The 12,111-nt window shown below is 44.4% G+C and carries 10 protein-coding genes, 1 tRNA gene and 1 pseudogene; 6 read left to right on the top strand and 6 right to left on the bottom strand.

From position 1 onward, the window contains the following. Positions 1-39 precede the first annotated feature (39 nt). From DWB79_RS04200 to pepF, 5 genes and pseudogenes are all read right to left on the bottom strand, one after another. A tRNA-Sec gene (locus tag DWB79_RS04200) sits at positions 40-128 on the bottom strand. Positions 129-283: 155 nt separating this feature from the next. Beyond that, positions 284-769 carry a hypothetical protein gene (locus tag DWB79_RS04195; RefSeq protein WP_016522800.1) on the bottom strand — a complete coding sequence of 162 codons (486 nt, stop codon included), beginning with the start codon at positions 767-769 and terminating at the stop codon, positions 284-286. Next, positions 759-1,907, bottom strand: coding sequence for an AAA family ATPase (locus tag DWB79_RS04190; protein ID WP_016522799.1), 1,149 nt, complete (start codon positions 1,905-1,907; stop codon positions 759-761). The genes DWB79_RS04195 and DWB79_RS04190 overlap by 11 nt, the downstream gene beginning before the upstream one ends. A gap of 110 nt (positions 1,908-2,017) precedes the next feature. Further along, positions 2,018-3,044 (bottom strand): annotated as a pseudogene (locus DWB79_RS04185) (M28 family peptidase). Positions 3,045-3,062: 18 nt separating this feature from the next. Next, positions 3,063-4,895 (bottom strand): oligoendopeptidase F, encoded by a 1,833-nt coding sequence (pepF, locus tag DWB79_RS04180; RefSeq protein WP_016522796.1) that lies wholly within the window; start codon positions 4,893-4,895, stop codon positions 3,063-3,065. Between the two features lie 23 nt (positions 4,896-4,918). Between pepF and DWB79_RS04175 the strand changes: the two genes are divergently transcribed. Beyond that, positions 4,919-7,174 carry an MFS transporter gene (locus DWB79_RS04175; protein ID WP_016522795.1) on the top strand — a complete coding sequence of 752 codons (2,256 nt, stop codon included), beginning with the start codon at positions 4,919-4,921 and terminating at the stop codon, positions 7,172-7,174. 71 nt (positions 7,175-7,245) lie between these two features. Here the strand turns inward: DWB79_RS04175 and DWB79_RS04170 are convergent, their stop codons facing one another. After that, on the bottom strand, positions 7,246-7,920 hold the full coding sequence (locus DWB79_RS04170; RefSeq protein WP_016522794.1) for a B3/B4 domain-containing protein: 675 nt from the start codon (positions 7,918-7,920) through the stop codon (positions 7,246-7,248). 181 nt (positions 7,921-8,101) lie between these two features. Here DWB79_RS04170 and DWB79_RS04165 point away from each other — a divergent pair, with 181 nt between their 5' ends. The 5 genes from DWB79_RS04165 (at position 8,102) to DWB79_RS04150 (ending at position 12,103) form a co-directional block, all read left to right on the top strand. Continuing rightward, positions 8,102-8,491, top strand: a complete 390-nt coding sequence (locus tag DWB79_RS04165) for a hypothetical protein (RefSeq protein WP_016522793.1) — start codon at positions 8,102-8,104, stop codon at positions 8,489-8,491. A 104-nt stretch (positions 8,492-8,595) separates the two neighbouring features. Continuing rightward, entirely contained in the window at positions 8,596-9,486 is an 891-nt protein-coding gene (locus DWB79_RS04160) for a DUF2156 domain-containing protein (RefSeq protein ID WP_016522792.1), read from the top strand. A 4-nt stretch (positions 9,487-9,490) separates the two neighbouring features. Continuing rightward, on the top strand, positions 9,491-10,810 hold the full coding sequence (locus DWB79_RS04155; RefSeq protein ID WP_016522791.1) for a pyridoxal-phosphate dependent enzyme: 1,320 nt from the start codon (positions 9,491-9,493) through the stop codon (positions 10,808-10,810). After that, complete coding sequence (locus DWB79_RS12165; protein ID WP_016522790.1) at positions 10,810-10,944, top strand: hypothetical protein; 135 nt, start codon at positions 10,810-10,812, stop codon at positions 10,942-10,944. The genes DWB79_RS04155 and DWB79_RS12165 overlap by 1 nt, the downstream gene beginning before the upstream one ends. 91 nt (positions 10,945-11,035) lie before the next feature. Beyond that, positions 11,036-12,103 (top strand): DUF7954 domain-containing protein, encoded by a 1,068-nt coding sequence (locus DWB79_RS04150; RefSeq protein WP_016522789.1) that lies wholly within the window; start codon positions 11,036-11,038, stop codon positions 12,101-12,103. Positions 12,104-12,111: the final 8 nt, after the last annotated feature.

The following is a 12,111-nucleotide window of genomic DNA, read 5'->3' as shown; positions in this document are numbered from 1 at the left end:
AACAAAACACTTAGCACAGCCACACCTACAACAGAAAACCGGAAGAGGCAGGAATCGAACCTGCCGTTGCGAATTATGCAACCAACGGTTTTGAAGACCGCGAAGACCACCAGATCCCATCAGCTTCCATTGATAAGAGAAAGTATGATTTAGTATAAAGTGAAAGTTTCTTTTAAGCAACCCTACTGCTTTGAGTTTTTTTAGATTCACAAGCATTTTTTAATCACAATACCGTATTGAGATACAAATCGTAACGTACTCGCAAAGAACACAGTGCGAGAGATTACTTATTGTTGTCACTATTATAAAATTGATGATAAGCATCAAGAAATACAATATAAAAAATATGCGTAAAAGGCTCATCTTCTTTTGGAATATCATCCTTATCGATAAAGAAACCAATAAGTCTCATATCTCCTTCCAATCGAAAACGTGCCCATTGAACTCCCGAAGGAATATGTTTGGGATAGGTAAAAGCCGAACCTGAAGGAAAATCACCGTATACCTCCAAACAATGCAGCCCACCATGACCAAGAGATGTTTTTTGCCAATGCAATTTTGAGTCCGAAGAATACCACTTTAACTTTTCAAATAATTTCTCCAGCTGCACTTTTGTCCAATCCGTAAAATTTTGACCGGCCGATTGACTTCCATCAAAATACTTAAAATTAAAAGAAAGCCATTCCTTAATCACAGGAAATACCATATCAACACTATCACGAGGGAAGTGTTCCAGTTTTTTCGTCTTTTTAGGATTATTATGCTTCAATTTTAGGATAACCTCCTAAAAAATGCCGTCGATAAGGAACGGAAATAGGCCGATCGTTTCTTAAAATATTTGTCTTAGGCTCATCGAGCCGATAAGCAAAACTTTCTCCGGCTTCTTTCTCTACTATGTATGCTCGATACTTTCCCAGAATATCTAATATTTCCGCATTATGACTTGTGAACAACATTTGCGCCGAAAGCGGATTGGTTACATTATCTGTAAAAAGTTTAATTAAATGCGGTAAAATATCAGGATGAAGGTTGATATCGAATTCATCAAGAATTAAAACTCCTCCCGATTTTAAATTAGTGTAATAAAAAAATAAATCTATATAGAGCGCTTTCGTACCCGATGATTCCTGATCGATCGTTAATTTTTTTATAGAACCGGCATCATCATGGGAAAAAATCGGGAAATAACTTTTTTCTGCTGCTTCATCTTCCCTAAAAGAGATCTCAATATCGGATATTCCCGTATCAAATTTTTTTATTAAATTTTTAGTAAAGATTAATGCATCTTTGTTATGAAAATAAGAATTCGAAATAGCAGGTATATTCCTATCGATTTCATGGCGTAAGCCTCTATATGTTACATTGATAGTTTTTCTACTAAAAAAGCCATATATTATACTAATATTCTCAACGCCATATTGATGTAATGTGCTAATAAAAGAGGCGTTGTCTCGATAGATTATTTTTGTTGCATTATCATATAAATGATTTTCTAAAATTTTATTAAAATTTCTTTTAAATAGTACATAGTCGCCGGAATTTTTTATTTCGAACAAGACTTCATTGATAACTTTATCTTTAGATAAAGTACATTCATACCGGTATTCAATATCGTGAATAATAAATTCAACGTAAAAGTCCGAATTTTCTTCATTTAAAAAGAACGAATCAAAAAGGATTTTGCTGTCAGTCGGATACAAGAAACTGTTTTGTGCAAAATCGGCAATAAACGCAAATATTTTTAACGCATTCGTTTTGCCGGAGGCATTAGCCCCTTTAAAGCCTAAAATCGTTGAAAAATTTTTCCCTTGTGCAATTTCTTTGGGAACATAACCGTCCAATCTTAGATCAATATCAATCCAATCTTTAAAACACCAGCAGTTTCTCGCACCATAACCCAATAACATAATATCACTCCTGTTTATATGTTCGGAATACAGTATTAAAACTTGATAGATTTGTCAATATTTGACAAATCTATCAAGTTTTTCGTTTGTTTCAAAAGTATATAGTTCTTTTATCCGGCCGCTTCTTTCACCTCCGCCAGATACCGAAGTATTTTATCGACTAGGATAAAGGCTTGCGGTGTCAGTGTTTCGAGGCTGTCCTGCGGGGTGTGCATCCGCTGCCATGTCTGCGGAATGACGGCGGCAAGCGGCGAATCAGGCGGAACATGGGCATTGGTGATAATACACCGTTGGAGCACTTGAGCGGCGCTTTCGTTGGCAGAGCTTTTCCCCTTGTTTTGCGATCCAACGTCACTACCGTCGGATATCGCTGTCTTGATGCTGCTCCTGTCGGAATGCATACCATTTTCCTTCACTTTTGGCTGGAATACAGAAGGCGGCATATACCGCATTAACAGCTCCGCTTCCGCCCTCGGCAATACGGTGATAACCTGCGCGGTTAATCCGGCGGAAATAAGCCCCGCGTTGTCGCTGTAGGCAGTCGGCAGCGAAAGCCAGCGTCCCCTGCACGCGGCGTCGGCATAGATGCGGCAGCGCCGATGCAGAGCGGAAAGCGCCGCCGTTTTTCGTGTATCCCTGCCGTATATTCCGGACTCTGAAAGGATGAGCGTATCCCCGCTGCCGCACATATCAAACACAAAGATGTTCATCCTGCTGCATTGAAAGCGCACGTAGGCCTTGCCCCAAGCGGTATGCCCCTTGGTTTTTAATGCCATCCGCTCCGGCTTCCTCGCCGTCGGTAAAGATGATGCGGATGTTATGCGCATCCCGTTTATGCAGCAGCATTTGAGCAAACAGCAATAGCTGTACGCAGGCGGCGGAATTATCATTTGCGCCCTGTGTACCGGCGGCGCGGTCATAGTGCGCTATCAGCGTTTTCATCTTAAAGCGGGGATTGTACGCAGATTGCCGGTAGGTAATAACAATGTGAGTTTTATCTTGAAGGGTAACGGTACGGTAGGGAATTCCTTGCGCCGCCAACCGTTCCGTTATAAAGGCGCGCCGATCTGCCGCCGGTTCTAAAAAAGCGTTGAAAAGAGGCGAAGCGATAATCGCTTGAGCTTGTTCAAGAGTCACGGCGGCAGAGCAATCGGGTTATAGAGCGGCTAAGGCTTTTTCAAGCTCGCTTACTAAGTGCGCAAAGTGCTTACAGGCTGCCTCAACCGGTTCGGGAGAAGCCATATCGACGCCGGCAATCCGCAGCGACTCGATGGGATAGCGGGAACCGCCGGAGGTTAAAAACTTAAAGTAATCCTCCCGCTCCGTTTTTCCTCCCGAGCATACCCGTTCGGCAAGGGCAAGCGATGCCGAAATACCGGTCGCGTATTTGTACACATAGAATGAATTGTAAAAATGCGGGATACGCAAACCTTCAAGATCGCTGCATTCCTCAAAGTGCATCGCGGGACCGAAGTAAGCGGTCAGCAGTTTGCGGTACTCGCTGCGAAGGTTCTCGATGGTAAGCGGCGTTCCCTCTTCAACAAGTTTATGCGTGATATGTTCGTATTCGGCAAACATCGTCTGGCGATACAGCGTTGCAAGAATATCGCTTACACGAATACTCAGCAGGTATGCCCGCATTTTGGGATCGCTCGTGCTTTTCAGCATAGAGCGGAACAGCAGCTCCTCGTTAAAGGTTGAGGCAACCTCCGCTTCGAAAATCGTGTAATTGTAGCTTAAAAACGGATTGTTCCGCACTGAATACCACGAGTGCATGGAATGCCCGCCTTCGTGCACAAGGGTGAATACATCCCGGATAACGTCTTCCTTATAGTTGACCATGATATACGGATCGCCTTCAAAGCCGCCCCATGAAAAAGCGCCCGAACGCTTGCCCTTATTTTCGTACCGGTCAACCCAGCCGCCGAGCAGTCCGTTCCGCAGCGTGGTAACATATTCATCGCCGAGCGGCTGTAACGCTTCGGTAATCATATCGACGGCTTCGTTATACGGAGTGTGGCGCCGCACTTCGCCCACCAACGGAACATACACATCATAGTGCCGCAGCTCATCAAGTTTGAGCGATTTTTGCATAAGCGCATAAAAATGATGCAGCGGCTCCAAGTTTTTCCGGATTGTGCTGATAAGATTGTCGTATACTTCCGTCGGAACCTTATCGGGATAGAGCGCCTGTTCACGGGCGGAGCCGTATCCGCGGATACGGGCAAGCGCGATATTTTGCTGCACTTGACCGGTGTATAAGGACGCTATCGTATTTTTATACGTGTCGAACGTGCCGTAAAATTGCATATACGCTTGCTTGCGGATATTCCGGTCGGGATTGATTAAGAACTGTGAATATGAAGATTGAGTAAGTTCTTTCGCGCCGTCGGGAGTTTCAATCGAACCGAAACGGAAGTCTACATTCGTAAGCGTCGAGAAGCTGCGGCGTTCGACATCCTGCGATTCGGCTAAAAGCGACAGAAGCTTTTCTTCTTTCTCGCTCAATGTATGAGCCTTCAATCTAATCAGTTTTTCGATAAAGACTTTGTAGGGGGCAAAGGCGGCGCCTGTTTTCCCGGCAGGATCGAGCCAGCCGCGGATAGTCTGTTCGGGAATATCCAGCAAAGCGGGAATAAACCAGCTTGTTTCGGAAGAAAGTTCCGTGTCGGCCATCATCGCGAGGGAAACCCGTTCGATGTTTTTAGGATCGCTTTCATCCACCGACTTCATCAAAAAGGCATAATGGCTTGTCTTTTCCGAAATACGGGACGCCGTTTCCACCGCCTGTAAACAGCCGAGTACTGTTTCGGCAGTCAGTTTTTCAGGTGCGGCAAAGGCAGTTTTGTAGGTTAATACGCGGTCTTTTGCGGCGGTAATGTCTTTCAGTGAGGCATTCCAGTCCGCATCATTTGTAAAAAGTTTGCTTAAATCCCATTGGTCGCTTTTTGCGACCTCCGAGCGGAGGGGTACCGTTGAGTTTTTCATACGTTCACTATACAATATGGCCGATGAATGAGCAACTGTCGGCCTATAAAATTAAGCGAGGGCGGCGAATCTACGACATTTACAATATCTTCAATTCTTTTTCTTTTGCGCTTGTTACCGGCAATACGGTTACCCTTTATGCGCTGTTTTTAAAAGCGAATACAACTGTAGTCGGTCTACTGACCGCATTTATGTACCTTTCTTTTTTTGCCATTCCGCTTGGTAAATTGATGGTGATGCGTTTCAGCATTATGCAGACATTCGGCAGTACATGGCTTTTGCGTACCGCCTCGCTCTTGCCGCTGCTTGCCATCCCTTTTCTTGTATCTGCGGGACACGATCAGTATGCGCTCTATTGTCTATTGCTTGCGGTAGGACTGTTCAATTTTTTCCGCGGTGTTGGGATGATTGCCAATAATCCTGTTATCAGAATACTTGCACCCGGGAAAGACCGCAGCTCGTATATCGTGCGTCTTTCCTTAATCAACAACCTTGCGGCATTACTCGCCACTATTTTGCTGGCATGGCTTTTACGGAGGGATCCTTCGGTACAAAGCTATAACCTTGCCAGCATGATCGGCATACTGCTCGGCTTTATCGCCTCTATCCTGCTGTTTAGAATACCGGAACCTCAGTCCGCAAAGCCGAACCGTCAGAAGCGGAAAGACAATACTACCCCGCGCCAAGGCTCCACTTTTTTGAGGCACATTCGTGATGCCTTTAAAGATGCAAACTTTAGACGGTTCGTGTTGGCGTTCTTTATTATCAGTCTCGGTATTGCGATGATCCGCCCGTTTATCATCGTGTATGCAAAAGAGGTTTACAGTAGACGAGATAGCGCGGCGACCATCTTATCCGTGTACTCACTTGTAGGCGCTCTCAGCGTCGGGCTTTTAATGCATCTAATTATCGACCGCATCGGCGCTAAACCGATCTTTATCATTTTCAGCGCAATCAGCGCCCTTTCGTTAATACCGGCTTTCTTTGCGCCGGGACTTGCAAGCGCCGGTATACTCAGTACCGTTTTTCTCATCTTATTTACGATGATCAGCAATGTCGGTTTTGTCGGGCAGGATAATTCGTCGCAAGCATATTTCTTCGCGATGGTGCCGGAAGAGGCGCTGATGGATTTAAGTATGCTCTATTACTTTATCCTTGCGATTACCGGCGGCGCTGGTTCCATCCTCGGCGGAACGATACTCGACCTTTTGCGGGTGCAAGGTTTTTCCTACCTGCAATCGTATCAAATATTTTTCTTGATAGTTATCGCCATTATTGCAATCGGTATCGTATTCCAGCGCAAACTCTTGAACCTCGGCAGTTACCGCGTGTTTGAAACGCTTGCCGTGCTCTTTTCTCCCCGCGATATGAAGGCACTCAACCTTCTGCATAAATTAGACCGAAGCGAGACCATCGAAACCGAAGAGAAAATCCTCAACGAACTCGGCGAAATTGCTTCATCGGTATCCTGCGATCAGCTGCTGCATTACCTTGAATCTCCGCGGTTTACGATTCGGATGAACGCATTACGGGCGCTTTATTCGATGAATACCATCAATGCAAAAGTGCGTACTGTGGTGTTAAAAGAGCTTGAACAAGGGGCGTTTACCACAGCGCCGCTCGCCGCGCGGATACTCGCCAAATTCAATGTGCAGCAGGCGGTTACCCCCTTACGGGCAGCGCTCGACAGCGGCGACTACTATCTTGCCGGAGAAGCGATGGTCGCCCTTGCCCGGCTGAACGACAGTTACAGCCAGCCTAAAATCGGCACCATACTATCCCAAGCGGAAAACCCCGCGCTGATACTAAAGGGGATACGTGCGCTGGAGCTTTTTAATGCAGATAATTCCCCTATGTTTATTCTGGATATTCTCCGCAGGGACACCGTTCCGCCCTATATCGAAAACGAAGCGCTGCTTGCACTGGCATCGTTAATGGGCATCCAAAACGACTTTTATTATATGTTTGAAAAATACCGGAACGAAAAACAATCGCCGTCCATTCTTTTCATCGATATACTCGATGAAATTTTTGAAACGAAAAAAACGAGCGATCCCGTGCTGAAAAAGACCGTCATCGATTTTATCCAAGACTACCAATACGACGAAGCCTTTGTACACTGGCTAATTGGATTCGGTAAAAACAAATTAGGCATACGGTCGGCTCTTCTGGTCGCCGTTGCCCTTGATATCGGCTTAATTCATCGGGAAGCATTCCGGTTCTTCTTGTCGTTTTGGGCAATCTCCTTATTCAAAAAACCGGAACTTGCGGAGCGGTAGAACTCTTCTTCGATTTCTGAAATTCAGCTTAACCGTACAGGAAACGAAGAAGCTCAATTTCTCAGTATGAATTACCCCTCGATAACCTGTATCTCAAATTCTAACTGAGGCATACATTCCGCTAAATCGCTTTGAATCCGTTTGAGCGCTTCTACACGCATATCGACGGAAGTATTGGCATTTCCCTGAATGATAAAGATTGCATTTTTTGTCCCGTCATCAAATTTATAATGTTCCCCATCCCGGACATCCAGCCATGCCATAATACCTTTTGTGTCACGGTACACGTAATCGGTTTTAGCGACATGCTTTTCCGTGGATAGGATGGGAAGGAAAACACCTTCTTCTTTATTGACGGTAAACTCTATCTGCCCGTCTACTTTAGCAAGGTCATGTCCGCCTATTGCCAAAAGCGAACGTAACGACTCGACGTTATAAATATCGATAACACTATTGATGTGCGGAATAGAGCCGCGGTGCTGAATGTTTCGGATAAGAGCCGGAACGGTCGGCATATATTTCTTGATACTGCGCCCCACACTTTGCAGCATATCAGTGTATCCCTGAATAACCGGATGATTGAATACTTCATCAACATCGCATTTCAATGCCCATTCTTCCATCTCTTTTTGCTTCTTTAAAAAAGCCTCTGATAAGGGAGCTTGTGGATCTACATTTTTTGCAATCCCGATCACAATGCTTTTAATCCCAAGCGCGGCAATACTTTCATCCATAATAAATTTCATAGCAGAGAACCTCCATACTATTTTATTCAGTATAAGTATATTGATTATACCATTGACTTTAAAATTTTTAAAGAATCCGATATTGTTTTGTGTCATTACGGATAAAAGATAATCTTCTTTATAAGATTCCTCTAAAGTACATAAAAAAAATACCGATTATTAGAATAGTGGAGGGATCGGTATGGTATCAAATTATGTACCGCTGTCAACGTTGTCTTATGCGGCAATGACGAGCATTTCGGCCGGAGGGCGTGCATATCTTCCGGTCGATACCAAACAAGTTGTTTATTCTCATTTTCAATATGTTTCCGGAGTTCCGCGTACTAAGGATCAAAACGGCGTCAGTATCGGGAAGCTGAAGATTTTAAATACGCTCATCGATCAGCTGGTTAAAATGCGCGAAAATGAACGGGAAAATAAGCTATTAACGGCGCAGCCTGATGAAAAGACGCTGGATGCGATGATTGAATACGTCAATACTAAAATCCATACGGAAATAACGCTTTCAAAAAGCATCGGGTATGCTTCTTCCTTGCCGGAATCGGCTTATCTATTGGATCTGACGGCCTAGATAGAGAGGCGTTTTTTCACAAATATTTTCAAACGCCTCGTCCGCATATTTTATCTTTTCTAAAGAACTTGCGATTTTTTTCATAAAAGAGTAACATAGCGGCTATGGACGTCATTGCGCGGTATCCTGAATTTTCTCCGCTATCCATAGAAGCTGTACAAGCAATTGAGCCCCATTTACAGCTGCTGAAAGACGGCATGTCGGAGTTAACCTTCGGAAGTTTGTATTTTTTTAGAAATACTTATAAATATAAAATTAGCAGATTGAATGAGCATACCGTGCTCTTTTTAGGAGAAGAACGGAAAACACCGTTTTTTTTCTCCATAGGAGATCCGCTCCCTATTACTACGGTTAAAGAACTGTACAAGGATTGTGCATATTGGAAATTAATCTCGGAATCTTATATCAGCCAGCAAGCTTCTTTCTTCCAAAATTTTAAAGAGCCCCCTACCGAAGATAGGGATAATTTCGATTACCTCTATACCCGTCTTTCATTAAGTACGTTATCAGGGAAGCAATTACATAAAAAAAAGAACCATGTAAACGGATTTTTGAGCAATTACCCTGATTTTACGTTAAAAAAGCTTGATACAGATACAAAAAAAGACGCATCTAAAATTTTGGACATCTGGGCAACGGAACAAACCAATCTTCAAGAAACCGACTACGAGGCTGCACAGCAGGCCTTGGCATTGCCGCAAATAGCAGATTTTCTCAGCCTTATCCTCTATGTACAGGGTGTGCCGGTAGGGTGGTGTTTAGCCGAGTTGGCAGCACAGGGAACTACTGCTGTTGTCCATTTTGAAAAAGCACGAACCGATTTTCGAGGCAGCTATCAATACATCAACTATGCCTTTGCACAATCGCTTCCCGAGCAGGTCGTATACATCAACCGTGAACAAGACTTGGGAGACGAGGGGCTGCGCCATGCAAAAATGAGCTACAAGCCGGAAGGTTTTGTTAAAAAATACCGGCTTGATAAAGGAGCGCTTTGAAACTATGAAGTTAGTCAGCACTCGAAACAGCACACATGCGGTTTCCTTTAAACATGCAATCTTTGATTGTATGCCTGCAGACGGCGGTTTATATGTTCCGTACTCCGAACACGATTTACGCTCGTGGATATTGCACATGAATGAGCAGACAGCCTTTTCGACTATAGCAGGCTCACTAACCTCTGCACTGCTCAAAGAAGAAATTAGTCCGGTTATTTCCGAGCGTATCGCAGCAACTGCATTTCAAGACTATAGTCCACGCCTCCGCCAGCTTGATGATCGCCTCTTTTTGCTGGAGTTGTTCCACGGTCCAACCGGCAATCACCGGGATTTCGGCTTTTTATGGCTTGCCTCCGCCTTGGAACATCTTTTAACAATAGATGAAAAAAATGCCATCGTCGTTGCCCCCAGTACCGGGGCGGGCGGCAGAAGCATGGCGGCTGCATTCGGGAACAAAAAACATCTTAAATTGGTTATCTTATATCCGAAAGGTTATGCAAAGGGGCTAAAGCCGGAGCATTTATTTCAAAACGGCGGCTCCGTGTACCCCGTAGAGGTTGACGGAGATATTGCCATAGTCGAAAACCTTATCCGATCTATTTACCAAGAACGGCAGCTTATAAAAGATTATAACTTGACGCTGGCAAATACCGTGAATATCGGGCGTATCCTGCCGCAGGTATTCTTTTATATGTTTGCCTTCACTCGCATAAAAACACGGACGGCAGGAGAAATATTCTATGCAGTTCCTTCCGGAAACTACGGCAATCTTGCGGCAGGTTTATACGCATGGAAGTTTCGTTTACCCGTGAACGGTTTCATCACGGACGCAACGGATGCTCTGAACTGTGACGAGACTGGTAGCTGCCGCTGTATTAACTCTTCCGTTCCGCTTTCGGAACGCGGTCCCGCCGACCCTGCCGTTCCTTCCAATATCGAACGGCTTGAACAAATTTTTACACTCAGCCCTGCTATTATGAAATCGATTATTTTCCCTGCGCAGGTCTCGAACACGGTAGCGGAAACGCTTATCAGCGATTCCTACCGGCGCTACGGTATCATGTTTGATACGGCAACCGCCCATGCGTATGCAGCGGCACAAACCCGAAACATCTTCCGGCAGCGGAGCGGAGAATCCCTCGTGTTGGTATCGAAGGATCATCCCGCTTTTGAAAGCGAAATCCTTACTCGGATATGCGGCGAATCTCCCATCATTCCCGAATATCTTCGAGGTATTGATACGCCTCTTCCGGATGTACCGCTCATCAACGGAACAAAAGAAGAACTCATCAAAATCTTAAATACAGTAAGCGAGGTACAATAATGCCATACAAATTAGACGGTGCAAAATTCCCTACATTGGAAGATTTAGTCGAAGCGCTCTATCCACTCTATGCCGATAAAATGAGCGAAGAAGAATTCAAGAAATATGCAGAAGAACACGCGGAAAAAAGTTAACGGATGTCTGTTACAAACCTCACAGCTTTTTTAAAAATTGTCTGAAACTTTCTTTTACGAAGACTATTAAGCTCAGTTTTTGGAGATTATAATGGATTATCATCACGAACTCTTAAAGAAAAATATCACACGGTTCATCCTGTGCTGTATTGCGATATTTGTTCCTATGTTCCTTTTTGCGACGCAGAAGCCCACAACCGAATCTACGCAAGGCACTTTTTCCGGTGATTACGTTATTTATCGCGATTATTCATGGAAAGCCCCGACGTGGATAGGTTTTTTATACTATAACGATGAAACCTACGGGGCATTTATCCGTATCGATGAGCCGGGAAATCCCCATACCGTATCCATCCTATTCAGCACCCAAGTCGAGAAAGGACAGTTAGTCCTGACCGGCCAGCAAATTATCTCTTCCATCACATCAGACGACACCTTTGGAGTCAATTATTTGATGGGGCTATTGCCAAAGCTCTATGAGCTTAAAACCTTTCCCCGCGCTGGGAAAACGCCGTTCGGCACGACAACAGTACGCAAGCAAATGGAAGAATTCGGCGGGACTGTTACACTGAACTTTCAATCTTTTGTCCCCCTCTTTCACCTCAAAACAATAACCGGCGTGAAAAAAGAAACCGTTTTGGAATTAACCGAAATAGGCTCTATTAACGGCAATGGAGAATCGGTATTCTACGGTTACGATCCGGTAGAACCTCAGCAGGACACAAATGTATTTACCCTCAATAAAGCGGCAAAGAAAGAAACGGTAACCGTATCGGGCGTGCGGCTCCATTTGGATAGCCAGTGGAAAAAGATTGCAGATAACTCATTTCTTTGCGGGAATACGGCCTTTTTAACGGTAAGTACGATCAATGTACCACCGGCAGAAAACGGAAATCCGCTATCCGCACCCGAACAATTGCTTCGATTATTAACTGCTTCAAGCCCTTATGCAAAAACACTGCTATCGTATACGACTGTCGAAGGAAAGCAAACTACCTTTACACTTAAGCAATCCGTATACGATGTCGAATCGAAAAAAATTTCAAAGGATATAAAACGGTGTATTAAAAATAAAGACGGCAGCTTTACCATTGTCAGCCTAACGGTGAATAGCCATGCTTATAGCGCCGAACAAGCCTATTTTAATGGACTTTTTTAGTTTTTGTG

Origin of the sequence: Treponema medium, assembly GCF_017161265.1 — a bacterium.
Taxonomy (GTDB): Bacteria; Spirochaetota; Spirochaetia; order Treponematales; family Treponemataceae; genus Treponema; species Treponema medium.
This window is presented reverse-complemented; position numbering and strand designations above follow the sequence as displayed.

Coding starts and splice junctions, on each gene's coding strand:
- DWB79_RS04190 (WP_016522799.1), bottom strand. CDS start 1,907: ATGTTATTGGGTTATGGTGCGAGAAACTGCTGGTGTTTTAAAGATTGG.
- pepF (WP_016522796.1), bottom strand. CDS start 4,895: ATGAAAAACTCAACGGTACCCCTCCGCTCGGAGGTCGCAAAAAGCGAC.
- DWB79_RS04175 (WP_016522795.1), top strand. CDS start 4,919: ATGAATGAGCAACTGTCGGCCTATAAAATTAAGCGAGGGCGGCGAATC.
- DWB79_RS04170 (WP_016522794.1), bottom strand. CDS start 7,920: ATGAAATTTATTATGGATGAAAGTATTGCCGCGCTTGGGATTAAAAGC.
- DWB79_RS04165 (WP_016522793.1), top strand. CDS start 8,102: ATGGTATCAAATTATGTACCGCTGTCAACGTTGTCTTATGCGGCAATG.
- DWB79_RS04160 (WP_016522792.1), top strand. CDS start 8,596: ATGGACGTCATTGCGCGGTATCCTGAATTTTCTCCGCTATCCATAGAA.
- DWB79_RS04155 (WP_016522791.1), top strand. CDS start 9,491: ATGAAGTTAGTCAGCACTCGAAACAGCACACATGCGGTTTCCTTTAAA.
- DWB79_RS12165 (WP_016522790.1), top strand. CDS start 10,810: ATGCCATACAAATTAGACGGTGCAAAATTCCCTACATTGGAAGATTTA.
- DWB79_RS04150 (WP_016522789.1), top strand. CDS start 11,036: ATGGATTATCATCACGAACTCTTAAAGAAAAATATCACACGGTTCATC.